General features: G+C 61.9%; 24 protein-coding genes and 1 pseudogene. 16 read left to right on the top strand and 9 right to left on the bottom strand.

Annotation, left to right across the window (positions count from 1 at the left end):
- Positions 1-6: 6 nt before the first annotated feature.
- The 7 genes from RA302_RS34020 to RA302_RS34050 all read right to left on the bottom strand — a co-directional run bounded on the left by RA302_RS34020 (position 7) and on the right by RA302_RS34050 (position 7,932).
- Positions 7-696, bottom strand: a complete 690-nt coding sequence (locus tag RA302_RS34020) for a hypothetical protein (protein ID WP_143542712.1) — start codon at positions 694-696, stop codon at positions 7-9.
- The gene (locus RA302_RS34025) at positions 693-1,280 is read right to left on the bottom strand and encodes a hypothetical protein (RefSeq protein WP_338481288.1); all 588 of its coding nucleotides are present in this window, start codon (positions 1,278-1,280) and stop codon (positions 693-695) included. Before RA302_RS34025 ends, RA302_RS34020 begins: the two co-directional genes overlap by 4 nt.
- Positions 1,277-2,974: a peptidoglycan DD-metalloendopeptidase family protein gene (locus RA302_RS34030; protein WP_099698593.1), complete on the bottom strand. Its 1,698-nt coding sequence runs from the start codon at positions 2,972-2,974 to the stop codon at positions 1,277-1,279. The genes RA302_RS34025 and RA302_RS34030 overlap by 4 nt, the downstream gene beginning before the upstream one ends.
- 95 nt (positions 2,975-3,069) lie before the next feature.
- Positions 3,070-4,683 (bottom strand): cutinase family protein, encoded by a 1,614-nt coding sequence (locus RA302_RS34035; protein WP_338481290.1) that lies wholly within the window; start codon positions 4,681-4,683, stop codon positions 3,070-3,072.
- Between the two features lie 26 nt (positions 4,684-4,709).
- Positions 4,710-5,567 (bottom strand): hypothetical protein, encoded by an 858-nt coding sequence (locus RA302_RS34040; RefSeq protein ID WP_338481291.1) that lies wholly within the window; start codon positions 5,565-5,567, stop codon positions 4,710-4,712.
- The gene (locus tag RA302_RS34045) at positions 5,564-6,637 is read right to left on the bottom strand and encodes a hypothetical protein (RefSeq protein WP_338481292.1); all 1,074 of its coding nucleotides are present in this window, start codon (positions 6,635-6,637) and stop codon (positions 5,564-5,566) included. Before RA302_RS34045 ends, RA302_RS34040 begins: the two co-directional genes overlap by 4 nt.
- Positions 6,638-6,720: 83 nt before the next feature.
- Complete coding sequence (locus RA302_RS34050; RefSeq protein ID WP_338481293.1) at positions 6,721-7,932, bottom strand: insoluble domain protein; 1,212 nt, start codon at positions 7,930-7,932, stop codon at positions 6,721-6,723.
- A 695-nt stretch (positions 7,933-8,627) separates the two neighbouring features.
- Here RA302_RS34050 and RA302_RS34055 point away from each other — a divergent pair.
- The 16 genes and pseudogenes from RA302_RS34055 (at position 8,628) to RA302_RS34130 (ending at position 24,070) form a co-directional block, all read left to right on the top strand.
- Complete coding sequence (locus tag RA302_RS34055; protein WP_099698589.1) at positions 8,628-9,074, top strand: helix-turn-helix transcriptional regulator; 447 nt, start codon at positions 8,628-8,630, stop codon at positions 9,072-9,074.
- 172 nt (positions 9,075-9,246) lie between these two features.
- Positions 9,247-9,687, top strand: coding sequence for a helix-turn-helix domain-containing protein (locus RA302_RS34060; RefSeq protein WP_099698588.1), 441 nt, complete (start codon positions 9,247-9,249; stop codon positions 9,685-9,687).
- 21 nt (positions 9,688-9,708) lie between these two features.
- Positions 9,709-10,248, top strand: a complete 540-nt coding sequence (locus tag RA302_RS34065; protein ID WP_099698587.1) for a hypothetical protein — start codon at positions 9,709-9,711, stop codon at positions 10,246-10,248.
- A complete protein-coding gene (locus RA302_RS34070) occupies positions 10,245-11,357 on the top strand; it encodes an MAB_1171c family putative transporter (protein WP_099698586.1) in 1,113 nt (370 codons plus the stop codon). The genes RA302_RS34065 and RA302_RS34070 overlap by 4 nt, the downstream gene beginning before the upstream one ends.
- The gene (locus tag RA302_RS34075; RefSeq protein ID WP_099698585.1) at positions 11,354-12,406 is read left to right on the top strand and encodes an NAD(P)/FAD-dependent oxidoreductase; all 1,053 of its coding nucleotides are present in this window, start codon (positions 11,354-11,356) and stop codon (positions 12,404-12,406) included. The genes RA302_RS34070 and RA302_RS34075 overlap by 4 nt, the downstream gene beginning before the upstream one ends.
- Before the next feature lie 158 nt (positions 12,407-12,564).
- Positions 12,565-12,759 (top strand): hypothetical protein, encoded by a 195-nt coding sequence (locus RA302_RS34080; RefSeq protein ID WP_042925531.1) that lies wholly within the window; start codon positions 12,565-12,567, stop codon positions 12,757-12,759.
- A gap of 192 nt (positions 12,760-12,951) precedes the next feature.
- The gene (locus tag RA302_RS34085) at positions 12,952-14,835 is read left to right on the top strand and encodes a winged helix-turn-helix domain-containing protein (RefSeq protein ID WP_235867968.1); all 1,884 of its coding nucleotides are present in this window, start codon (positions 12,952-12,954) and stop codon (positions 14,833-14,835) included.
- A 321-nt stretch (positions 14,836-15,156) separates the two neighbouring features.
- Entirely contained in the window at positions 15,157-15,930 is a 774-nt protein-coding gene (locus RA302_RS34090) for a ParA family protein (RefSeq protein WP_099698584.1), read from the top strand.
- Between the two features lie 129 nt (positions 15,931-16,059).
- Positions 16,060-16,347 carry a hypothetical protein gene (locus tag RA302_RS34095; protein ID WP_099698583.1) on the top strand — a complete coding sequence of 96 codons (288 nt, stop codon included), beginning with the start codon at positions 16,060-16,062 and terminating at the stop codon, positions 16,345-16,347.
- Between the two features lie 99 nt (positions 16,348-16,446).
- A pseudogene (locus tag RA302_RS34100) lies at positions 16,447-17,542 on the top strand (DUF2637 domain-containing protein).
- An 87-nt stretch (positions 17,543-17,629) separates the two neighbouring features.
- Positions 17,630-18,286 (top strand): TetR/AcrR family transcriptional regulator, encoded by a 657-nt coding sequence (locus RA302_RS34105; RefSeq protein WP_042926452.1) that lies wholly within the window; start codon positions 17,630-17,632, stop codon positions 18,284-18,286.
- A 115-nt stretch (positions 18,287-18,401) separates the two neighbouring features.
- Positions 18,402-18,644, top strand: a complete 243-nt coding sequence (locus RA302_RS34110) for a TetR/AcrR family transcriptional regulator (protein WP_230587712.1) — start codon at positions 18,402-18,404, stop codon at positions 18,642-18,644.
- A gap of 59 nt (positions 18,645-18,703) precedes the next feature.
- The gene (locus RA302_RS34115) at positions 18,704-18,958 is read left to right on the top strand and encodes a hypothetical protein (RefSeq protein ID WP_338481296.1); all 255 of its coding nucleotides are present in this window, start codon (positions 18,704-18,706) and stop codon (positions 18,956-18,958) included.
- A gap of 56 nt (positions 18,959-19,014) precedes the next feature.
- On the top strand, positions 19,015-19,692 hold the full coding sequence (locus RA302_RS34120) for a UDP-N-acetylglucosamine 2-epimerase (protein WP_095972660.1): 678 nt from the start codon (positions 19,015-19,017) through the stop codon (positions 19,690-19,692).
- 1,064 nt (positions 19,693-20,756) lie between these two features.
- Positions 20,757-23,063: a LuxR family transcriptional regulator gene (locus RA302_RS34125; RefSeq protein ID WP_172436694.1), complete on the top strand. Its 2,307-nt coding sequence runs from the start codon at positions 20,757-20,759 to the stop codon at positions 23,061-23,063.
- Between the two features lie 182 nt (positions 23,064-23,245).
- Positions 23,246-24,070 (top strand): ABC transporter substrate-binding protein, encoded by an 825-nt coding sequence (locus RA302_RS34130; RefSeq protein ID WP_172436696.1) that lies wholly within the window; start codon positions 23,246-23,248, stop codon positions 24,068-24,070.
- A gap of 241 nt (positions 24,071-24,311) precedes the next feature.
- Here the strand turns inward: RA302_RS34130 and RA302_RS34135 are convergent, their stop codons facing one another.
- Together RA302_RS34135 and RA302_RS34140 are read right to left on the bottom strand one after the other, a co-directional pair.
- Complete coding sequence (locus tag RA302_RS34135) at positions 24,312-24,713, bottom strand: helix-turn-helix domain-containing protein (protein WP_095972663.1); 402 nt, start codon at positions 24,711-24,713, stop codon at positions 24,312-24,314.
- A 247-nt stretch (positions 24,714-24,960) separates the two neighbouring features.
- Positions 24,961-25,380: a hypothetical protein gene (locus RA302_RS34140; protein WP_338481300.1), complete on the bottom strand. Its 420-nt coding sequence runs from the start codon at positions 25,378-25,380 to the stop codon at positions 24,961-24,963.
- Positions 25,381-25,420: the final 40 nt, after the last annotated feature.

Consider the following 25,420-nt stretch of genomic DNA (forward strand, 5'->3'; position numbering starts at 1 on the left):
TTCGAGTTATGTTGCGGAAGAACTGATTTCCTTCACCCGGGCTGCTGCTGCGACTCGGATCTGGTCGTGGAGAGCGATCACCGGGGCGACGGGGTATCTCGTCGGGTCACGCGCCGCTTTCTTGTCGGCCGGCAACGTCGAGGACGGAGACCACTCGGGAAGCTCACGAGGAGGCATGACCCGCCAAGGTTCGAGCCACGGCACGTCCCAGCAGCGACCGGCCAGCGAGCGCGCCAGCGACTCGACGACGGCCAGACGGTTCCGGACCGGCTTGGACAGTGGGCGATCACTGTCGGCGACGGACACGACGCCGAGGATGTGTGTTCCTTCCGGCGTGCCACCGGCGGCGTGTTGCAGAAGCAGTGAATGAGCACGCTCTACGCCGTGCATCGTCGTGCGAAAAACGAGCACCACCAGCGGCGAGTCCGCGCCCGGTAGATCACCGATGTATCCGGGCCAGCCGCGCTGGCAGTCCCCCGCGTACGCGAGAGAACGCGTCAGCGAGGAGACTCCGGCCCCTCCGGTAGCTCCGAGAAACCAGACAAGCGGCCGGGCGGGGGTCAGAGCCTCACGTTCGATCGGTCCTTCCCAGATCGGAGCGGATTCATCGGTCCCGGGCATCACAGCCCCCGCGATGCGTGGACCGCTCGGCATCGGAGCACCGCGACGCGGAACATCGGCATATGCGCTGGTCATCGGACCATCACCGCGCTCACGCGCCACACACCGAGCTTGGTGGCGGTCATGTACGCCGCGAACGGAACACGATCAATCTCCCGGCCGCCGGCATCGACGGCGGTCACCGTCACTGCCACGACTCGTGAGACCTTTGCGGGCTTGTCCTCGGGGTGATTGTCGGCGGTCACCGTCGCCGTGGCCGTGGCCACCGCGCTGCGCTCACGCCAGGACTCCCATTGGCGACCGGTGATCGGTGCCAAAGCAATGAAGGACGACGCGTTGTCGGTGTAGTACCGCTCGTCGAGCAACGGTGCTGCCCGGTTCGCGGCGTCGATCTGGTTGGTGTCCGCCCCGGGGGTGTACGAGAACAGAGCTTGCGCGGCCGCGACCATCACGGCTTCCGGATCGCTTTGATCGACCGAGGAAAACGGTTCCGGCAGAGTTGGATCGGCGGGAACAGTCAAGGATTGGGTGGGGCCGCCCTCATCCATCGGGTGGTCGTGGTCATTGCTGCGGCCGCATCCGACAAGTGCGAGAACAGCGACGGTCATGGCTGCGAATGCGGTCAACCTCATCGGTCTGCGGTCAGTCCGGTTTGTCATCGTGCCTCCTGCGGTTGCGGTTGTGATGCGCCGAAGCGGCGGACGTGCATTTGTTCTCCCGACATCCCTGACAACGGAGCGATGGTGACGGTCTGGCCTTCGGTCGGAGCGTGAAGCAACATTTCTTCGCCGTTCTCGAGGCCGTAGTAGATGCCGACGTGGTGCGTGTTCGAGGCGGGGCCGAAGAAGATCAGGTCGCCGGGTTGTTTCTGGTCGACGGGGACTTCTGCGCCGCGTGAGTCGTAGAGCTGTCCGGGATCTGCGGTCGATCCGGTGAAGTGCGGCAGGCTGATTCGTCCGCCGGATGCCTGGTAGACCGCATACAGCGTCAGACCTGAGCAGTCGAATCCGCCGCCGGTGGGGCCGTTCGTGTCGCCACCGCCCCAGACGTACGGGGTACCGATCCAGCGCGAGGCAGCCAGGATGATGGCTCGTCCGAACTCGCTGGCCGGACCCTCGCCGCCGCCGCTACCGGGTGCGGGCTGCTGATCGTTGCAGGCAGCGCTGCCGCCGTCGGCGACGGCGATGGCTCCACCAGCTGCGATGGATGCGAGGTCGGCTTCGGACATGTTCGCCCCGGCGCCCTTGAACTTGGCCGCCAACGTGGTGGCGATCGGCTCGTCGTCGGCGTACGCGTCCGGGTACAGCGATCCCTGAACATTCTGTGCTGCGACGGTGATCGGTAGCGATTCCCACCCGCTCTGCTTGGCCAACGCTTCGTAGAATTTGCGTGATGCAGTAGCCGAGTTCATCAGTTCTTCGAGCGTTCCCCACCACGGGTACTGCTGCTGAAACTGATTGACGGAGCCGTGATCTCGTCCGACAGCATCGTGCGGGAAGTCCAGGGATCGGCCCACGTCCTTCTGATCGGCTTCGAGGCGAGGATCGGTGCCGTCGTTGGCGTACATGCGAAAGCCGGATTCCTGGCTTGCGGTTGCGAGCGCGACGACGACACCGCGATCTGGAATGCCCATGACTTCACCGACCGCGACGATCTGCTTCGCGATCGCCAACTGTCGGCCGTCCAAACCTCCGAACCCGGAACCTTCATCACCCGCATCACCCGAGCCCGGGGAAGTCGGTGCCGGCGCAGCGGGAGCCTCGCCGGGCTCGGCGGCCTTGTCGATCCACGGCCCTGGATCCACCGCGGTACCGGCGCCGTCGGGTAGACGACCCCCGTCCCACACCTCGAAATGAAGGTGCGGCCCAGTCGAGCCGCCGGCATTGCCGATCGCCCCGATCTGCTGACCGCCACGGACCTGCTCTCCGGCACGGACCATCACACCGTCGTCGAACATGTGCCCGTACACCGAGCTGTATACGTGACCCTCGATTTCGTGATCGACGATGATCCAGTTCCCGAAGCCCTCCGCGGGACCGGCTTCCCGAACACGGCCGTCGGTGAACGCGTAGATCGGGGTACCGACCGGACCCGCACGGTCGAGACCTTTGTGTTCGGTGCCCCATCGCGGCCCGAACGGAGAGGTGTCCGTTGTTTCGGACGACTTGGTGGGCTTGACCAGCGAACCAGCAGCGGCAACCTGCCCGCCCCCGTTTACGACGGGAGCGCACTCTTCGTCCTCGGAAACGAGAACGACCACCACGGCCATGATCATCAGAAGGAACGCGACGGCTGCGGCACCGACAACGACGATGGCACCGCCGACGCCTCCGCTGCTGCTGTCATCTGACACGAGATGGTCCCTTCGGTTTTCAGTGGAACGCCCGATGCGTCCCGGGGTTTGCTGGGCGGCGGCGCAGCAGAGGAGTTCCGTGCGCCGCCGACCGATCACTGCGCGGGCGGTGCGGCGGCAGGCGCCCGAGTGGGAGTCGGGATCTGGGCAGGCGCGAACGCGCCGCCCGGCCCGACGATTTCAGGAGAAACCGCCGAGGTCGTGGCGGACACCGAGCTGGTCAGCGGCGTCGACGACGAGGGGGCCGCAGAGGGCGTCCCGCTCGGACGAGTCGTCGCCCCGGCTGTTTTCGTGGTGCTCGCCCCGGCCGACGTGGATCCGGACGAGAGTTCTTTCGCGAGGGTGGAGAACCACTCGACGGTGAACTTCGCCGGGGTCTGCCCCTGTCCTCCCACTGGAATCGAGTCGTAGGTGCCGTGGTTGCGGGCCGTGTCCCAGTACTTGACCTGCGTTGCCATCTTCAGCAGGTCCTTGTTGTCGGAAATGCCGCGCTGGACTTCGTTGTAGATGTACTTCTGGATCTGGGTGCCGGTGGACGGCGGGAACAAACTCATTGCCGCATCCCCGACTTTCGCTGCCAAGATGCCCAGTGCAGCAGGGGGATTGGCCATGCCGACGGTTGCGAGGGCGCCGATCGTGTCCAGTGTGAGGACTTTCTTCGCGACCGCGATGCCCGCTTGCAATCCCATGACACCGGTTTTGATGACTGCCCGGATGACATCGGCGTCCGCGTCCGGAGTGGCGGAGCGCGGATCGGAATTCGTGGACAGGCGCCCGAGGATGGTCTTTCCGGACGACTGCACGGTGAACCGGCCGCCTGAGAAGTTGATGTCGTCGTTGACGACGTCGGCGGCGGTACGAATTGTCGCCCCACCCAATGCGCCCGCGAGGTCGACCAGAGTTTTCTGCGGATCCTGCTGCTCGAGGTGCAGCTGCCCAGCGATATTGGTGACCGTGCGGGCCAGCGTCGCATCTTGTGGTGTCGCGCATGCGAGGTCGCCGTCGGTGCAGAACGAAGCGACACGGCCGGCAACAGAGCCGTACCCGGACGAGGCGGCGTAGTTCGGGGCTATGCCGCCGCCGTCAGCAGGGGTCGGGGTGGTCACCGTCAGATCCGACAAGGCAGAGGTGGCAACGCCCTTGGGCGGTGTCGGTGAACTCTGCCCGGACGAGCCGCCGGGGAAGGTACTGGCACCTTGCGGGCGATTCGGGGACGAGAACAATGCACCGGCGGCGAGCTTGTCCGCTGTGATCGGGCCTTTGCCGCTGCCGATATTGCGGATGACGGTGTCCGCTATCTGCGCGCCTTGCGAATATCCGGTCACCGCGATCATCGACGAGGGGCACCGATCGGCGTAATCGGAGATCGCTTGGCTGGTCTTGTCGACCCCCTCGGTCATCGACTGCTCGTACGTCGCTCCCCGCCAACCGAAGTCGGCGGCGTACGGGACGAGCATCCGTGAGACCTCACCGGCAGCGGACTGGAGCAAGGGCACCATCACCGACATGCCGAGGAAGCCGCTGTCGATGGTGGGGTCGGCATCCGGAGCGGACTGGTTGGTCCCCTGAACACCGAAGACTCCCAGAGCGGTGCAGGGCATCGGTGCGGAGTCGCCTGAGGTGGGTGCGGCGTTCGCCAGACTGGTTCCTGCCAGTGCGAGGACGACCGTGGCCGTCACCGCTGTGGTGATCCCTTTCGCATATCTCATGCGGATTTCCCTTCGGATGTGTTTGTTCACTGCGTCGGCGCGGCTGCACCGAGGTTTCGTACGTCGGCGGCGAGAGCGGTGAAGTCCTGCTCGACACCGCTGCCCATCGCCGAGGTCGCGATCGGTCCTCCTGCGGCCAACGACCGGTCGTGACCGATCAGGCGCACCGCTCCGATCCGGCCCGCCATATGGGCACTGAGGTGATCGGCCACCGGCGTCGAACCGGGACGGACCTCGACGACGGCCACGACGACCGATGCCAACGTGTGTGCGCCGAGGGTGCTCTCGATCCATTCCAGGACGGAGGGAAGACGGTTCACGGAGTCGCCGCGACTGGACACCACCAGGACGATCACGACCGACGCATCGGCCAGGAGCGGAGCGAGATGCTGTGCACGCAAAGGGTTTCCGGCGTCGTAGATCGGAAAATGACCGGACGCGGTCAGGAGTGAGTGAACGGACGCGAGCGCCGCAGCGTCGCCGCTCAGTTCCCCGAGCGTGCGGCGACCCCACAGCACCCCGTGCTCGGAGACCCATTGGCCGGGGTTCAGCTCGCGCCCGCAGCCACGCTCGGACAGGTCACCACCGGCGGGGGTCGTATCCACGGCGGCCGCAGTGACGAGTTCGGTGTGCAATGCACTCGCCAGCCCGACCGCTGTCGTGGTGGCTCCGACTCCACCGGCAACCCCGGCGATCAGCACAGCAGAAGGCGGTGCCAGCGGAATCAGTGCATCTTCTGGCTCGGGCACGTCATCGACCGGGGCTTCTGCCTCGGACCCGGGCACGAGCGGCGGTGCGGTGTCGTCGACCTTTGCCGACGGCTTCTCGTCGGATTCGTTGTCTTCTGTCGGCTCGCCGCCCAGCCAGTCCCCTGCCCACGTCACGGCGTGCCTACGCTCTCGTTGATGGCCGCGATCAGCGTCTTTCCGTCACGCACGGTCGTGCTGATGGTTTGCGCGTATCGCACGATCGCGCCGTCCGCGGCTTTTTGGACCATCTCTACGGCGAAGACACCCGGCTGACCGGACGGTCGGATCAAAACGCAATGCTCGGTGCCGACCGGGACGCCGTCGTCGATGCCGGCTTGCAAGGTCGACAGTTGGGTGGCCGCAGCTTCCGGAGTGGCGAAGCCTCGCGCTTTGTCCGCATTGCGATCGACGTAGAAGGCGTGCTGAAATCCGAGGATCGCATCAGGGCCAGATCCGGTACCGCCAGGTCCATTCCCGCTGATGACGTCACCCTTGACGCTGCTCGGGCACCAGGACGAGGCGGCCTGCGCCCCGGCGACAGACGTCCCCGCCGCTGGCGGGGCCGTAGTGGTTCCAGGTACTTCGAGGGAGGCTGGAGCGTCCGGTTCGTCGGAACCGGAGGCCAGCGCGATTGCGGTACCGCCGACGAGGACGGCCAGCACGGCAGCAGCGGCTCCCCCTACAGCGGCTTTCGTGCGGCGGCTCCGGCCACGCGCCCGGTCGGATCCTGGGAGGGGTTCGGGGATTCCGATCCGCTCCCCCGCATCCGGGGTGGTCGGTGTCGGTTCCGGATCGGCTGGAAGCTCCCATTCCGATGCCCAATCCGGTTGTGTATTGAGGTCACTGACAGCGAGAGTGACGACGGGGAGCGTGCGGACAACACCGACGGGCTCACCTGCCATCGGATCGGTCGCCGGTCCGGTCTCGTCCTCATCTGCGAGTTCGAATGTGGGAGTGAGGTGTTGGGTGGGCCGGCTCACCGCAGCGACAACGGTCTCGTCTGCCGCAGGAGCGTTGCCGGTGGAAACCGGTTCGCTCGTGGCAGTTTCGGCATGGTCGAGTAGGGAGTCGGGTTCTGATTCCTCATCGGGGTTTTCGGACTCGGGCTCGAAATGTACGTCGGTGTCTGGGGTTTGCTCTCCCGTGTCCACTTCGTCGGCGAACTCGGTCGGGTCCAACGGTGGAAACCAGTTCTGACCTGACATGTCGATATTTCCTCTCGTGCAAAGAAAAAGAACTTCGACTAACACCGCCGGGGCCGAAGCCCCGACCCCGGCGGCGGTAGTGATTACGCGGGGGTCGCTCCGGCGGCAGCAGCGCCGAGGGCCTGGCCGATCAGATCGGCGGTAGGTCCGAAGGCGTAATTCGCTTCGACGGCCGCGTTGTCGAGTGCGGCGATGACCTGATCGCCACCGGGCTGAGCGAGGACACCTTCACGTGCAGTAGTGAGCTGCGCGTTGACGTTCTCCGTGATCTGCGGAACGGACGCCACAGCATCGGTGACAACCTGCGCGATCTGCGGGGCCTGCGCCGCCAGCGCGTCACTGGTCTGGGAGGTGATCGCAGGTGCGTCCGGCTCAGGGAGATTCGGCACGTCGATGTGGCGAGGCTCGGCATCGGTGTCACCGGCCCCGATTGCTCCCGCCGTCAATCCGCCCACCACAGCTCCGCCCACGGCACTGGGAATCCCGAGAAGCAATCCACCTGCACCGGCACCGATCGCCGTGCCGACGACGCCTGTCGTCGCTTCCGGCAGTGGCGGCGGGAGCGGAACCAGACCGCCCATACCGGCCCCGATCAAACCGCCCACTGTGCCGCCACCCAAAGCGCCCACTGTGAACCCTGCGGTTCCGGCAGCCAAGGCACCTGCTGCGGCTCCGCCGAAGGTTGCAGCCGAGACACGCTGTGAACGATCGACGTCGACGCCGACGCTGGACCAGAATGTCGCGAACTGTGAAACACCGACAGATGCAGTGTTATTGGTGCGTTCGAGATACTCGTCGGACATCCAATTGGGCTTCGGCCCGACGTAATCACCCAGCTGCAACATCTGGGGCGGTGCTTCGATCGGCGCGATGATTTCGACTTCGGTCGGGAGATGGAGTGTCCCCACGTCGATCGGGTCACCGTAATACGCTGGCGCAACGTAGTTCCCGCTGCTATCGCCTGCATTGTTCGGGGACGACTGCTGCGTCGACGGCGAAGGCTTCCACTGAATGTTGTCGTACTCAGCCGGAGGCGGAGTCCAGTACGAACGATCGGACGTCGGCGCAGGAACCTCAGGGGCAGTAGTAATGCCCGGCTGCTCCGACGCAGGCGGAGGCGTCGTAATGCCCGGCTGCGACGGAGCGGTAATGCCCGGCTGAGTCGGCGCTGCGATCGCAACTCCGGCATTGACAAAGGCGGCTCCGACCATCGCCGCCAACGTCACGGCTGCGACCGCACCCGTCGACGGTGACCGATGACGACCACCGGACCGTGGTTTCTTGAACTGCTTCATGGCATCCCTTCAAACTTGTTGTGGTTCAACAACTAACGGAACATTTGACGTGCTTGGCCGCACAAAATGCGAGAGTTACGCGGCCTTCGATCCCGACGCAACAGCGCCGGGAAGTTCGATGGAGCGTGAAAAATGCGCCATAACGAGGGAGTCCGCAGGAATCAATGAATGTCGGACCGGGCAGAGTCGTGCGCCGACCCCGAGGGCGGGTACACATGTGTGACCGACGGCCCGGCCTGCGCACGACACAGGTTCGATAACGCGATATGAGGCAACGACGAAGTATTCAGCCGAGGTCGGGCGATCGGAAATGCCGGCGGGAATTAAACCGCGGGGATCAGATTCAATGGAAAGGCTGGAGATCTTTTCCATGGTTGCCTCCGGGTGGTTGCGTATTCAACGACGCCACCTAGACTCGAAGACCTGTGAAGTCATCCAGCTGGGTGATGCCGCAGTGGGACCCCGGGGAGTGTTCGGACGCCAATCAGAGTCACGCCCTGGGGTTTTCTTTGTTCAGTTACTTCGTTCAGCTACTTCGTTCGGTAACCACATGAATCACATGAGTTTTCATCCCCTAGTATAGCGCGTTATACCCGCGCAGCCAATGGGCGCATCGTGCCCGCCATTGAACTCCGCGCGTTGTGACTTCCGGTTACTAGGTTGGAAGAATGAACAACCGTGGACGAAGGCAAAGCGTGAGCAGGCGAATCCTGCGTAACTTCGTCCCTGACGCTCTCAAGAAGCGCAGGGAATCGCTGGGAATGTCCCGACCCGACCTTGCGCGATTCGCCGATGTCAGCGTGACTGCTATCGCGGACTGGGAGAAGGGGCGCCGAACTCCTGGGATCGACACGCTCGTGCAAGTTGCAAAGGCGCTGAAATGTGAAATCACGGACCTTGTCGATGTGCCGGACGGCGTTCGCAGTCTCGCTGATCTCCGAATACTTGCAGGCCTCACTCAGCCGCAGCTCGGGCGCGTCACCAACATCAGTACGACAGCGATCGGGGCGCTGGAGCGGGCGGAAGTGCGTCTGACCGACGAGCGTGCTGCTGTTCTGGCTGAAGCACTTGGGGTGGATGCTGAGGCCGTGAGGGCTGGCTACGACAAGGCGCGCAACCGCGGAATCGGGGAGAGCCCATGATTTCGTCTGAGGGTCCATGCTCGGTCCTTGTGGGGGTGTGGCGTCTTGTGTAACGCAAGTTCTCATCATTTCGATAACTATCGTATGGTCCGGCAGTACGATAGCACTGGAACCCGACAGGTGTGTGCTCGAAATGTCGTGATCCCGAAAAACGGTGAGGAGTCGGTGCGCAATGGAGCAGCCTGCTGAAGATTCCAGCGTGTTCGCTGAGCGGCTCGAACAGCTCTTCGCTGGTGTGCCAAATGCAGACGGCAAGCGTTACACCTTGGGACAACTGGCCCGCCGCTCTACCGAGATGGGGTACCCCATCAGTGAGACCTACCTATCCCACCTTCGAACTGGTCGGGCGAAGTCCCCCAGTTTGAAGACGGCAGCAGGTATAGCCGCAGCCTTCGGGGTGGATGTCCGCTATTTCCTCGACGAGGAAACTGCCACTCGAACCAAGGTAGAACTCGACTACGCGCGACTGCGGGCGGATACGAATGTCCATGCTGTCGCCTTCCGGCTGGCGGGGTTGGACAGCGGCGATCTTGAGGTCGTCAACGACCTGATCCGCTCCTTTCGTAAGCGGCGTGGTCTACCGCTCGATCCACCTGACCTGCCGGAAGAGTAGCTAGCAAATTACGCTCGCCCTATGAAGCCAGTTGCATACCCCGCGCTCATCGAAGTGCCACCGGAGGACGCAGCGTTCCGGCACCTCCGACTTGTGCACCGCACGCGAAAATTCCTGCGTGGCCTCGACGTCCAAGCTGTCGATCCCTATAAGCAAGCGCCACTGCTTCTTTCGGGGATTTCAGAGCTCATCGGATCCCCTATTGACCTTGAGGCTCGTTCGCTGTCGCCGCGTGGACCGTTTGCGGCCACGCTCCTCGATGACCAGGGAATCGTGATCTATTTCGAACAAGCCGCGACCCTGGTGCATCAGGTACACAACGTCGCACACGAGTTGGGTCACCTGGTCTGTGGCTCTCTGATGGAGAACCCCGACGAGGAACTCTTCGACGCACATCGGAGAGGGGACTACTCCAACGTCATCGAGCATGATGCAGAAGTCGTGGCGTCCCTCGTCATGAGCTGGGCAAACCTCGCATACGCGATCGCTCCAGTTGTTCAGAGCAGTGCACAGGGGCGGCGCCTCGCGGCGGCATTGCAGGACAGGATTCAGTCGATATGATCTGGTTTCTCATAATCGCACGTACTTTGATCATTTTCGGAGTGGCCCTATGGCGTGCGTGGGCATTGTGGCGCCGGCCCAGTAAGTCATCTGAATGGATGGTCGTATGGGCGATCGTACTCCTCGGCATCTCGGCTCTTCTGGAGATCGCGTCCAAAGTCGATGTGATAAATGGAGGAATGCACACCTATTTGTTTGCCTGGTTGCAGTCGATGTTCCTCATGCTCGCCATCCTCAGCACTGCTCTGTACTTCATTTACTATTGGGGGAATCCGAAGGCGCGACGTGCCTATGTAGCTGTAGCCGTAACGACCTTTCTGGCGTCCGTCCTTGGTGGCCTGTACTTCACATGGGTAGTGCCCGCAGGGACGGAAGTATTCGAATTCGACTCCCCCGGCGTCGTCGGATTCTATTTCTCCTCTAAGATTTTCTTTCCAATCGGATTCCTCGTTATTTCGATTCTCTCGTTCCGCGCCGCCAAGATGTCCAAAGGAGCACTATCGCGGGGCCTGAAAGTGCTGTCGGTTGGATCATTTGTCCTCGTAGCAGCCGAACTAATTCTGACGCTGCAACTCGTTTACCTGGCCAAAGACGGATACATGCCGCACAGTTTGAGGGTGCTCGGTCGTGCCGGGATGGCGCTGGGGATACTGCTATTTATCCTGGGGATCTGTATTCCTGCAATATCACAGCGCAAGGCTCAGTTGGCGCTACGAAGAAAATACAAAAAGGATATTGCGGCGATGACCGCCCTCTGGTCCGATTTGTCCAACAAATTCCCTAGGCATGAGTTGAAGAAGCGGTCGGGCCCCCAGGCTTCGATACTGCCTAGGCGCACGTCTTTGATGATTCGGCACTATAGAATGTTCATAGAGATCAGGGACGGGTTGATCCGTCTGAGTTCTAGTATCGTTCCCGAGGACTACGCCGCAGCTGGCGCAACCGCGAACGCTAGAGAAATTCGTAAACTTCTGGAAAGCCCTGACGAGTTAGAGATCATCGTCCCCGTTCACCTGATTGTTGCCCCGGATGGTGATTCCTTCGATGAAGATGTGAAATCCATCGTCGGATTCTCCCTGCTCTATTCCGCAGCTGAAGGAAAAACATGAATCAGATAGTCATCGTAGGTGCCGGAATCGCGGGACTAACTCTGGCCACAGCACTCAGACGGAGAAATATCGAAGTGCTTGTCTTGGAGAGACGGACCGACCTGAGTTCGCAGGGAGGGGCGTACCTGACAATCTCGGGACAGGCGATCGACCAGCTGATCTCGATCGGAGTCAGCGAAGAACTTCGTCACGTCGGCGTAGCCGTCAAGAAAATCGTTCGGGCGGGATCAGGAAAGTCCTCCGGCGCACCGCTGCCTGTCACGGATTCAGGCACTGAGTTCAGACACCTGTGGAGAGCCGACCTGATCGACTACCTGGCGCAATCAGCGACCGAGGCCGGCGCCAAGATCGAGACGGGTGTGGACGTTGTCTCGGTCGTATCCAATGGGGACCGCGCAACAGTGTCCGCCGGTGGGCGAGACATTCACGCTCAATTCGTTTTCGGCTGTGACGGTGTCGGGTCGACGGTGCGCTTGAGCAACCCCCTGACCGGCCCTGACGCTTCTTATCAGGGGCAGACAGTGATCTACGCCCATATTCCAACCGCTGACGCAGTCGAAGAAGCAGGCGTTCTGTCCTTTTTGAAGGAGAAGTTCGACGGAGGCCTTGGCGACGACACCTTGGGATATCTGAACGGTGACGACGGTCAAGGGCTCTTCTGGTTCGCGAGGCTAGCCGCAGAGGGGGCACTCCCGAAGAGCGAATGCGGGCGGCAGCCCATTGAGAACTGGTCAGACGTTCTTACTCAGAGACTCGGTTTCGCAGAACTCACGCCATCATTGCTGGAGCGCACGAGCGAAGTGTTCGTAGCGAATGCGACAGCCCACGACAACATGCCTAGCTGGAGAAGTGGGCGGACGATGGTTATCGGGGACGCAGCACACGCAGCCTCCCCAGCATCTGGAAGCGGCGCCACGGAGGCGATCGGCGATGCGCTGGCTGTAGCAACCGCCCTCGCTGCTGGTCTGGAACGTGGAAGCTCGCCGGAGGCTTCTCTGGACGAAGTCGCGCAGGCGCGCACAGCCGCCTTGGCCAATCGCAGAAGATAGCGAATACTCGCCCGCTGATCCTCAGATCGTGCAGCTAAAATCTACGATGATAGATTTTGTTGATACGTCTACGGCGTGTCGAACCCCCAGCGGGGCGTGAGTGCTGCACCATCGTAACTGTCCCAGAAAACGAAGTGTCTGGCGGAAGGAAGATTGCGATGGGTCGCAGAAGCAAGGGCGAGCGCGGTGAGTACAAAGCACGCGTCCCGGCTCGCGTTGACGTCGAGGCGCTCGCTGCCGCACGCGGTTGTTCCTCAGTGAGCGTCTACATATCCGATCTCATTTGCTTGGACGCTGGACGTCCCGAACTCGCCGAAGAGCTTCGCCAGGGGGTGCTGCCGATCTCTGCATAAAAGCGCCCGTGATCAGACCTCACCAAGTCTGACTCACTGACTGCCACAACCTCTGTGGTGCCGCTTATTAGCTGAGAATTGAAAAACCCCCGGCGAGCTAGGCCGAGGGTTGATCGAAGTTAGTGAGATTCGAGTTACCAGCTCGTTTCTCAGCGGTGCTGCTAATCCCCGGAGGGACTTGTCTTGGAGGACATGTCTCAGGGTAACTCATGCCCTGATCAAATTTCTACGATCAATCTGCGTGTCGTCGATCATGACGACGCGCTCCTGACGAACCTGTACGCGGCTGCGATGTGGATGTCACCGCGGACTCGCCTTCGTATCGACCCGACCAGCACCCACGACTACAGCGCAACAGTCGTCGCACCGACGGCGCCGCCCAATGTTCCATGGGCGCTTCACCTGGCCGATTCGAACAATCAATACAAGCTTCTGGCATTCGATTTCGATACCGCCACGCACGGTCCGGGCGTGGCACTTGCAGATGCCGACCGCCTGGCACACGAACTGACCGAACTCGGAGTACGACACCTCCGCACGACGTCGGGACCGACTGGCGGACAACATCTCTGGGTTTCCCTCAGCGAGGCGACCCAACCGGGCGACGTGAAGACGCTTGCCCACGCGCTGAGCGCGCACTATCCCAGTCTCGACATCAGCCCGCTGTGCAATCCGGTCACAGGTGCGGTCCGAGGACCAGGTGCTCCACACAGAGCAGGAGGGTATGCACTCCCCTCCCTACGTGGTCACGCGCTCTCCGAGGCGCTGGCAGCCATGCGCCCCGGAACCCCCTCCGATGTCATCAGTTGGCTCCTAGCCAGGCACCCCCACTCCACTGCTCTATCCGGCGCCGCTAACCGGTCGACACCGATCCGGATCATCGAGTCCGCCGATGGGCCTCGTCTGGACCGTCCAAGGCGCTCGCTGTCAGCGCGGACGAGGCTTCTCATGGCAACCCCGCTCAGCAACGACCGCGACCGCAGCACCGTTGCATTCAGCATTCTCCTCGGGATGGCTCGCGCCGGCCGCACCCTTAAAGACGTCGAGGCAGCCCTGACCGCACCAGGGCTGATCCGCCTCCATGAAGACAAGAACGCCGGTCACAGGTTCACACTTGCCAAACATTGGTCCCGTGCAATCGAAGCGGCCGCGGTGTTCGCTCCTTCAGTGGTCAACGTCGATTCGGCCGCGTGGGACGAGCTCGATGCTCAGCTGGACACGATCGTGGACGCCCTGCACCGGCACTCGGCGGCGTTTGCGCGTCCAGGCGGCCCGAGCGACGAACGGATTCTCCATGCATTGGTTCAGCTCGCGCGCACAGCCCGGACCACGACCCTGGACATTGACTGCCGGCGACTAGCCCATGCCACAGGCTTGGACGCATCGACCATTTCCAGAAGGTTGAGGGCACTCGAAGCGGCAGCGTGGGTCAGTCGGGTCCAGGCAGGTTCTGGAACCGCCGGTGCAACATGGAAGCTCAATCCACCCCCCGCTGAGTACTGCACAGGTGCAACACAAGTGGAACACGCCCCTGGCCCGCCCCCGTCGGACACGCTCCTCGCTCACCACGCCCACGACCTCTGGACACCTGCCCCCGGATTAGGCCCTGCCTACGCTCGAATCCACCTGCACCTGATCTCTGGGATTGACGACACACTTGGTCTTGTGGCAGCTACCGGGTATTCACACAGGACAGTGGAAGCGGCAAAGAAGGCGTTTGCGCGGCTCCACCTACTCCCGACATCGCGGTCCACAGCCCAGACTCGTCGGCTTCAACTCCACACAGCGGCTCAGCAAATAGGCGCCTCAGGGGTGCTTGCAACCCGCGCCTTACGTCACGTGACGGAGCGCGAGCTATTCGCCTGGTGGACCGACGAGCTGGAGTGGCGGCGTAGCCGTGGAAAGAAACGTAGCGGTCCCCGAAGGTACGCATCCGGATCCGTCGCCCTACCAATCGAAACAACACCGCGAGGGCGCTACGGCCGCTTCCCCACCATCGGCGGCCGCGCCGACTACGCCGCAGCTCGACGCATCGTCATCGATTACCAGTCGCCGAGGAGTGTGCTTGCAGCTTGATTTCCTGGGTCTACGCGATGCTGAGTGGTCGGTGCTCAATGTCCCCTGGCGGCGGCTGGCGAGGAACGTCGTCCCTGTCGCGTGCAAGGCGAAATGTAGTGCGGGAAGACAAAGCTAGGGAACCTCGACATTTTGCGCTTTTTGCGTCTCTGCCTCGGATTGACAGTCTTGTGGGAACAGAAGTGCGGCGTGCCGCAAAACTCCCTCACCAGCGGCGTTGCCGTAGTCGAACCAAGTTGACGACGATTGATTAATTAATGCATGCATGCATGCATGCATGCATTACAGACAGAGTGAACGCATTAGTGTTAGCATTCATGCATGACGACAATCATGGTGTACAGCGAGGCCGGCGGCGTCACCAAGACGACAACCGCGGTCTCCCTTGCGATGGTGGCTGCCCTCTCCGGGGTCAAGACCACTCTCATCGACCTAGATCCCCGAGGTGCGGCCACTAAATGGATCGGCAGCTATCCCGAGGAATCGTGGCAGCACGTGGGCGCGATCCTGGCCGACGAAAACCCGGAAGGGTGGGCCGAAGATCTCGCCATCGACAGCGGGTGGGACGACAATCTGCGCATCATTCCGTCCTCGAGGTCACTGTCGAACCGTGAGAGGGACTATGAAGATCACGCCGAACTGAGGCTCGCAACGGCATTGGAAGGGCACACAGCGGAAATCCGCATCATCGACTGCCCTAACCGCCAAGGCGGAACGCTCACGCAAAATGCGCTCGCCGCCAGCGACAAGGTCATCTACGCGGCAACCGCGAATCAAGACGGCATCGACGGTGTCGATGGCGCGCAAGAGTCCGTCGCAAAGTTCCGTAAAAGCCGCGAAGCGATTGGTGCCCCCTGCCGTCTCACCGAGGCAGGCATTGTCGTCGGCGCCGTCAAGGAGACGGTGATGACGAAAGTGTCAGTGAAAGCGTTGGAGCGACTGAGGGAAACGGGCCTCGTTCTCACACCAATCATTCCGAATCGCACCATCGTCGACCAGTCGCGAATGACCGGCGAGTGGTACGGAAAATTCGACAAGGGTGAGCCGGTTTTGGCCGCTTACCAGCAGATATTTTCCGCATTCATTAACGCATGAGTGCACGAGTTGGCTTAATTAATTCATGCACGCGTGCAATAATGAGTGAATGCACTAACTCATGCGTGAGTTACGTAACGAATTCAGCAATGCATGAACTCATGAGTTACCGAACGAAGGAATGAACTAATGAGTACAGAACCTGACCTCAGTGCCCCACGGAGAGGGCCGCGTCCGGCCGTCGACGAGGCTGTCGATTCGGCAGAGGTTCCAGCCGCACGCCGGCCGGTAGGGCGCCCGAAGAAGGAAAAGGCCGAACCCGTCATCCAGTTCTCGACCAGGCTCGGCTTGAGCTTCCGGGAAACTATCGACGCCGTCGAAGACGAAACTGGGCACAGTATCCGTTCGATCATCGAGCAGGCAATTCAGTCGACCTACCCCGAACACTACAAAAAGCACGGACGCAGCACCCGATAACGAGCGCGCAGATTGATCTGAAACGCAAAGGGAGCCCCGCCGGATGCACCCGACGAGGCTCCAGACCGGGAAACCCCGCTGAAAGGAAGAAACCCAGTCATGACCGACTTTAGCCTCCGAGCTGCCCGTGTTCAGCTAGGCGCATTGCTCGCCGCACTCGCACTCGCGATCGTCATTGCGCTCGGTATCACCACCGGCGCATTCGTACTTTCCTTCGCCGTACAACGCGACCTCGCACGGCAAGCACTGCTCCTCGAACACCTGACCTGGATCTTCCCTGCGATCGTCGACAGCGCCATCCTCGGCGCCACCATCGCGATCGTCATCATCAGCAAGCTCAACATGAACAAACGCGACAGAGGCTTCTACATCGCCCTCGCAGTCAGCGTCGTCGTGATCAGCATCCTCGGAAACGCCTACCACGCCTATCACGCAGCAATCGCTGCACAGGAGTCAATCGGTGGTGGGGGAGACCTCGGGTTCATTCCACTAACGCCGGCCATTGCGGCGGCCATAGCGATCATTCCGCCAACCCTGGTCTTGGCATTCACCCCCCGAAATCACAATCCTGGTGAAGGCAGTCGGATTGGCGTACGCCGCTTACCGTTCGATCGTCGAAAGTGCCACCGACAGTAAGGATGCAAAGAGTATTGCGTCTGACCTCACCGTAGGCCGGGGACCGATTCGCGTCCCTCAGCGCCGCGAGAAGTTCGCCCACAATATTGCGGAGCATCGTGAGTCGGATCTAGACGTGGACGCCAAAGCGGTGGATGCGAAGGCCGGCAACGAGGACGCTATTGCGGACTTTGCGGAGCCGTTTTTCGTGGACGAAATGACGAACGAAGGCCTCGACGAAATCCTCGATCCCCAAGACGCCGCTACGGAGCCAGCCCGTCGAGACATCGAAGGAATACAGGGCGAAACGGAGGCGGGCATAGACGATCTCATGGCCTTCATTGCCGGGTCGGATCTCGCGAAGAACGTGAAGGACACGGCAGTCCGCAAGCTCACGAACCCGAACCTCACGTGGGAGACCATCGCTTTGGAATCGAAGCCGCCTGTCGCGACATCGACAGCGTGGCGCCGGTACGAGAAGTTCGATACCGCAGCCCGAGAAGCAGGCTTCGACAGTCCGCCATTGCCCGACCTGCGAGCCGCCGAGAACCCGATGCGCAGCGAACTCACCACTGTTTGACCCACACGCACCAATAAGAGGGGTGGCCCCGACAGTGCTGTAACACCGTCAGGGCAGGCCGATGACCACAGAAAGCATCTGTGACCAATGAACGATCATAACGAGCTCTCCGAAGACATCGACCACGGTAAGACCGGCCGACCACCGATGCAGCCACGAGCGAAAGTCACCCGCGAAGCGATCCTCGAGGCGTCCGTAATCCTATTCAGCAAAACGGGATACGCGGGCACCACCATCGACGACATCGTCACACTCGCCCCGGTCACCAAGGGAGCGATGTACTTCCACTTCTCGAAGAAGGAATCCATCGCGAGGGAGATGCTTGGCCGCGGGTCCGACGCAGTCACCGCGACAGTCGGGAAAGCGATCGCAACCGGTCAACCCGCTGACCGGCAAGTACTGATGATCTACCGCGAACTCGCCCGCCGCACCCAAAACGAGGCGATCATCCGCGCCGACCTCATCCTGTCTGTCGACAAGTCGCTCAGCGGCGCCCGCGCCACCTACGAAGCGTGGACCGCTGCGATCGAACCGATCGTCGTCGACGCGAGTCGTTCCCGCGCCCTCGACTCCGCCGTGTCGTGGATTGCCGATACTCTCTGCGCCGGTTTCGTCGGCGCTGTGCAGGTTGCCGCCAGCCTCGACGAGAACCACACCATCAGCAGGCGGGTCGATGATCTACTGCTGATGTGGCGTGGAACGGACCCGGCCACCGTCCGCATGATCGAAGGAGCATCCCTGTGAACAGCCCCAACGAACCGGCACCCCGGAAAGCCTGGAAAGTGCTGCCACCACGAGAACCCGCCCGCGGATCGGGCGCATCCCCGGCAGCAAGAACTCTGCAATGCAGGACTGCGCAGTGCGAACGCGAGAAGCGATCATCGCCGTCGCAGCCCGGCACTTCGACACCGACGGCTACGGCCACACCAGCATCAACACCATCAGCGGTACCGGAAAATTCGCCAAAGGCGCGATGTACTACCACTTCCCATCCAAAGAAGCGATGCCGAACACCTCATCTCGGACTGGAACCGCACCCTCGACGAAATCATCCGTGAAGCACTGGCGTCCGGTTCGAGCAGCACGGCAGGGGAGAAGCTGACAGCGATCTTTACCTCCCTCGCTCGTCAGATCGCCGAGGACACCAACCTGCGGGCCGGCATGAAACTCACCCTCGAACCCACCATCAACAACGGCGCAGCATTCGCACACTGGGTCGACGCCATCAGCGACATCATCGAAACAGCCATCACCGACGGCGAACTCACCGACACCCCCACCACACACCGACTCGCATGGACCCTGTGCGCCGGCACCATCGGAGCCGTCGACGCATCAACGATCCTGCACGAAAACGTCGACCTCACGACCCGCATCGATGACGTGCTCACCATTCACCTGTCCGCGACACACTGACGCCAATATCTGCCTTCCCCTGAGCACCGAAAACAGTGAAACACTAGGGAGACTTCATGCCTGACCGCATTGCACCCAGCGACCTCTATCTGCAACTGCACGAGGTCGCGCGGGTGGACACGCCCCCTGCCAACGCAGATCTTGCGCGTGCACTCAGTTCCGGCCTCAGACTGGTGGTGCTCACCATGCATCGCCGCGAGTCGTGGGGTGACCCGATGAAAAGTGTTGCAGCTGCCGTGCGAGAAGTCGTGGACACCTTTGCGGACGTTGTCGTGGTCTGCCCCATGCACCCCAACCCGAGGGTTCGCGCAACGCTGACCGAGGAACTCGGCTCTCACGAACGGATCGTCCTCACCGAACCGCTGGTCTATCGCGATTTGGTGACGGTGCTGCGTCGCGCGTATTTGATCCTCACCGACTCCGGCGGTATTCAAGAAGAGGCCCCTACCTTCGGAGTGCCCGTGCTGGTACTACGGGAGAACACCGAACGACCGGAAGCGATAGCGGCAGGGTGTGCACAACTCGTCGGAGTCGATCCGCGCGAAGTACTCGACACTGCATCGCGTTTACTCCTCGACGACAATGCATACCGCGCGATGGCGATCAACGGTAATCCGTACGGCGACGGTCACGCTGCCGAGCGCGCAGTCGCTGCGATCGCCGAATTGGTGGGCGTGGGCAGCAGATTGCCGGACTTCCACGTCAGTAACGTCCAATCAGGCTGTGAACCGTAACCGTCCGAGCGGGACATGCAGCGCGCCATCGCCAGGCAAGCAGAGGCCGAACGTGAACGTCGGGCCAGATCATCAACGCCGACGATGAACGGTGAATATCACTCCCTCGGAACAACTCCGACGCGTGGTTCGCACCGACCAGAAGATTCGATGTGAAGACTGCCGGGTGCTTGGTCTCATACCAGGATGACATTGGTTCGAGGTCCACCGGCAAGGGAGTGAAGCTCACCGGTGGACCGGGCGCGGGGATCCGACAACGGATTACCGGACGCCGGGAACCGGCCCGTCGGCGTCGGGGCGACGCTACGGAACCAGGACGTCACACTTGCGGAGTTGGGTCGAAAGCATGACGCCACTATCGACGGTACAACGGGAGGAACTACCCGTAACGCAAACACACCGTGAAGTCGAAAGTATTCAGGGAGTGCTCGTCTGGGTGATCGAGTATCCGAGAATGGTGGCGTGAGGTTGCTGTCCCGATTGCCGTGAGAGATGAGGAAAGTACGTAACTGCTCCAGATGTATCTCGCGGTTCGAAGCACTCCTCACCCCGAGCAGGGAAAGAGCGAGGCTTCCGCGGCGGGCCGCTGGATGATTGGAACAATGTTCCGAGAATCGGAACGGGGTCTGGTTCTTCACGGCAAACCTTACTGCACGCTTTTTCTCGGAGAATTCTCTTGGAGAATCATCGATACGACACCGACGGCGAGCGGTGCGGGTGATTACAAGGGTGATTTACTCGACAGTGGGCGGGTGAAGTGTCGCGTCGGCTCCAAAACTCGATAGACATAGTTACTGACGGGTTACCGAAGCCGTCCTTACCGGTCCGGTTTCCAGCAATCGATGACTAGACGGAGTGTTCCCATGGTTTCGACAGACACCCACGCGTACGCCTCCGATACCCTCGCAGCTCTCAGGTCAATCCCATTGCGGCACAAGGCGACGGCGATGCTCAATAGACGAGCACGACTTACTACCGTTCATTCGTTCCCTGGGTCGAGCACCGCCCCCTTGCTGCGAGCCTGGGCGTCGTCGGGGTCGCCACGGGCCACCCTGGTTGCACCGGTGCACCGTCCCATTGGCGAAGCTGTCGACGAGATTCATGACCTCATCGCCGGGACGGAGCCGGCTGGGGGACGGATTGTTCTGACCTTCCTTCACCCGGACCCCGTCCTAGATCCCAGAGCAGATGCTTGTCTCCTCGAACTGCTCGAGCAATACGGCCATGTCGATCTGATCGTTTCCACAACACGTCGTCGGCTGGAATGTGCTGCCCAGGAAGGTGGACTCACGGTTCAGACCATCAGCGCCGACGACCTCGTCTTCACCAAGGACGACGTCCGCGCCCTCGCGTCCAGCGTCAACCTCCCCGCGTCGGTCGCCGAGGTGGTTCATCACTGCACGGCCGGAATCCCGACCGTGGTGATGGATACGATCACCGAGCTGGCACTCCGCCCCGTTGCCGTGTCAGGGTCGCCCGAGCAGTGGCGTGCCGCCGCGGAGCGGTGTGTTGCCCGCTACCTGGCGGCCCTCACGCCCAGCGGGCGTAGCAGCCGTCTCGGGATTATTCTCGAGGCGTTGTCCATTGCGCATCTGATCGATTCTGATGTCGCGGCAGTACTCACCGACAACGCAGCGACCACCGAAGACCTCCTGGCGCTCGAACAGTCGGGAATCCTTCTCGCAGTCCAATCTTCGGACGACATGCCTCGGACATGGACGATGACGGCACCCCTGCGAACACTGTCGAGTCGATACCCCACTGCGCAAGACACCGCACGCGGTGAGCGCATGATCGCGCTGGCGCACCATCATCGCCGGACGCAGACACCGCATCTCGCACTCCGGTACGCCGCTGAGACACACGAGTGGCCATTGGTCGTGGATGTCGTCGAAGAATCGTGGGTGTCCATGCTCGCCCAACACATGACGTTACTTCGCGATATCCTTGTGCGCATTCCACCCGAGTACACACAGAACAAGGTTGCCGTTCAAGCTGGACTGAATCTGTTCACACGCAACGGATCACGATCGACCAGCATGACCGATGGACTCCCCCGCACTGTCGAAACTTTGCGGCAGTTGGCCGCAACCGACGAGGGAATCGACCGACTACGTATAGGTTCCGTTCAATCGATCATGCACCGCGTCTCGGGCGACTTCCCCGCTGCAGCCGAGTTGGCCGTACACCTTTCGCAACTGAGCGGGTACATCCTCGAAATCAACCCCGAGCGGATCACCGACGAACTTCCCGTCCTCCGGCTGCAATGGGGCATCACCCACCAACTCGCCGGTGATCTGACCACGTCCTCGATCGAACTCAACATGGCCTATCGCGGTCGCGAAGCCGCCGACACCGGATTCGTGGCAGCCAACGCAGCCGGCAGCTCGGCAATGAACTGGGCGATGGTCGGCGAACCGACCCGCGCACAATTGTGGCTGGATTTCCAGAGCAAGCATCCGATCCCGGCAGGCTGGCTGGAGCAGATGGTTCAAGTCAGCGGCCTCGTCGCACGTACCCTCCTCGCCCTGGACCGTCTGGAGGTCGAAACCGCCGGCGACGCACTAGCGGCACTCGGCGAACCATCGCATCGAGAAGAGCTGTGGGCGTACATCGTCTATGCGCGCTGCCTGCATGCACTGGCGACCGGTACCGCCTTCTCCGCGCTGGTCTTTCTCCGCCGCCAACGCGCCGCGCACCCGCACCGCGTGCGAGCTGGATCTGCTGCGATGCCCCTCCTGGCTGCGATGGAAATCGACCTCATGCTCGCCTGCGGTGAAGGCAACAATGCCTCTGCCTTGGCGCAGACCCTGACCGCGCCCGAATCCCATCCCTGGACCTTGATTTCCGTTGCACGACTGCACTATCTGACCGGCGACTACAACGCAGCCTTGACCCTGTGTCGAGAACTCGATGCCGACCAGCAAGCGCGATATCCAGGGCTGCACACCGAAGCTCTCCTGCTCGAAGCCAGCATCCACCTTCGTATGGGGCACCCCGTGCGCGCCGGGAACTGCTGGAGATGGGCCGTCACCGTCGCCGACCAAACCGGCGCCCTGCGCCCGTTCACCACGATCGCCGACGCCGACATCGACGAACTCCAGAAAATCGAACATTCGGAGCTCGTGTCCAATGTTCGCACCGACATTCGTCCAGTCTTCCCTCCCACCGTGCCGCTCATCGTGGTCACCGAACGCGAGCACGCCGTACTGGCCCTGCTCGCAACAGGAATGGGGACAGCCGACATAGCAAAGGAACTCTTCGTGTCCATCAATACCGTCAAAACCCAATTACGCAGCCTGTACCAAAAAATCGGGGCCCACAACCGCCATGACGTCGTCATCATGGCCAAGCACCTGTCCATCATCTGATGCGCTCGCGCCCCTCCCCGTCGCAGCGTCTCCACCGCGGATTGGTGATGCTGATACTCCTGACGTTCACTCTCGCTTGCACCGCCTGCACATCGCCGCACCCCAACACCGACGACAGTGCAAGTGTTGACGCAGCAGCCAGGACAGTGGTCCACAGCAGGGGAACCACCACCGTGGCAAGCGTGCCGGAACGTATCGTCGCGCTGTCCTCATCCTGGGCCGACACCGTCATCGCCTTCGGACGCACCCCCGTTGGTGTCGGATCCATCGCCGGTATCAGCTCCACCGGCGGGCACTTTCCCTGGCAAGGTGACTATGCGTCGACCTCGGTCACGCTTACTCTGCTCGGCGCGCCCGCGTACGAACAAATCGCGGCCCTGGCACCGGACCTGATTCTGGCGGACTACTCAGCTCGCGACGCCGCCGTGTACGCCTCTCTCAGTGCTATTGCACCGACCATCGCCCCACTCGCCTCGATTGGTTACGTCGACCCCTGGCGCGCACAAGTCAGCGTCCTCGGACAGATCTTCAACGAAACAGACCGCGCCGAGCGTCTGATCGCCGACACTGACAACGCGATCGCCGATGTCGCCCGACGACATCCCAACCTCGCCGGGCGGACCTTCCTCATCGCCACAGCCCGCCCCGGCACCATCGGCTTGATCGCTTCCGGCACCGATCCGGCAGCCGTGTTGTTCGTCGAACTCGGAATGCACATGGATTCGGAGATCGTCGCCCAATCCCACGGGGCAACTCGGACCAACATCGCCGTCGAGAACGCACTGCCGATGATGGGTGCAGACCTACTTCTGATTCAAGGAGAAGCAGCGTTGTTGGAGGCGTCGATACCGGGATGGGGCAACCTGCCCGCGGTGCGATCGGGCGCTGTCGCACCCATCGACGGTCCCCTGTCCGCAGCGCTCAGCGACCCCAGCGTCCTCGCCATCGCATATCTCCTGCGTGCGCTCGAGCCACAACTTCGGCAAGTCGGATCAGCAGCGTTGTAAAAGTCTCCTTCGTGCAGCGCTTCGGTGTTCGATGATGATCGAAGGATCCCCGGCCCATGTTGAAGAAAGGCAACGAGAACTCTGAGTCGAATACCTGTGCGGTATCGCGGGAGTGGACCTCGACGAGGCAGGTCTTTACCGAGGAAGACCGTGGTCGTAACTTCTACTCGGAAAGCTTGTGCGCGGCTTTCCGTGACGCCACGGAACCGACTGTCCTTCATCCGTCGGAAGTTGGTTCCGATCAGTCACCACCCGCCGTGACCGTCGGGCGCTTCTCTGCACAGCGCAAACGCTCGGCCATGTCGAGAACCAGGTCGAGGGAAGCCTCGGAAAGACCATCCGTGTGAGATAGCAAGCGTCGCAACGATTCCTGTGCGAGGCGGTCGATGAGGACAGACGGAGTCTCCACCTCGCTGCTGGCCGGGAGATAAAAGTACTCTTCGTCAACTCCGAAGAACTCTGCAAGCAGGAGAACAATATAAGCAGAAGGGTTCGTTCGCGCGCTTCGACGCAACTGCGACAAGTAGGGGCGGGAGATACGGTAACCGCGGGCAGCGAGACCGTCGGCAACCTCAGCTTGGGTGACCCGGCGGCCGAACCGCGGTGAATCCTCGAACAACATGTTCAACCGATCAGCGAACATACGATCCTCACGTCGAAAAGTAGAAACTGTACTGAGGGGAGAGCGCCGCGCCTGACCGGCCGATGCATAGGGCGTGCGGCGACGGGCGGGTGAGACTGTGTCGGATCGCTCCGTCCCAGCCACGTGCTGTGCCCGCCGTCCGCATTGCGCGGCCCGTACCCGGCACACGGCGCAGGGTCCCGCCCCGTGGTGGGGCGGGACCCTGCGTTACGGACAAAAATTGAACCAGACTGCGCTGACTGGAATGTCAGTGGCTGGTGCCGGTTTTGCGGCGACGTACGAGCATGAAGGTGCCGCCGCCGACAGCGACCACCGCGGCTGCCGCGCCGGCGACGTCGAGGTTCATCAGGGGTACAGCTGCATCATCGGCGCTGGGTATCTCCGTGCACAGTGCCGCTCCGGCACACGCGCCGGGCGGGGTGGACGGTGTGCTGCCGATCTCGGTGACCTGGGTGACCAGGTTGTGATCTCCTTGCTGCGCATACGGTTTGACTGTGACCGAATAGGTGATCGTCACGGTTTGGCCGGGAGCGACGACGCCTGTGACATGGGTATCGACCCCAGCGCCCGGGGACAGCGTCAGTGCCGGGTCTCCGCTGGTGGGGCCGGAGATCAGGTCTGCGTCGTCGAGTACGCCGGAGAGCACCAGCGTGTGGTCGACCGGCACCGGTTGCGTAAATCATGCTTTCCTGTGCTTTCTGTCGTGA

This window comes from Rhodococcus sp. DN22 (genome assembly GCF_036669995.1).
GTDB lineage: Bacteria > Actinomycetota > Actinomycetes > Mycobacteriales > Mycobacteriaceae > Rhodococcus_F > Rhodococcus_F erythropolis.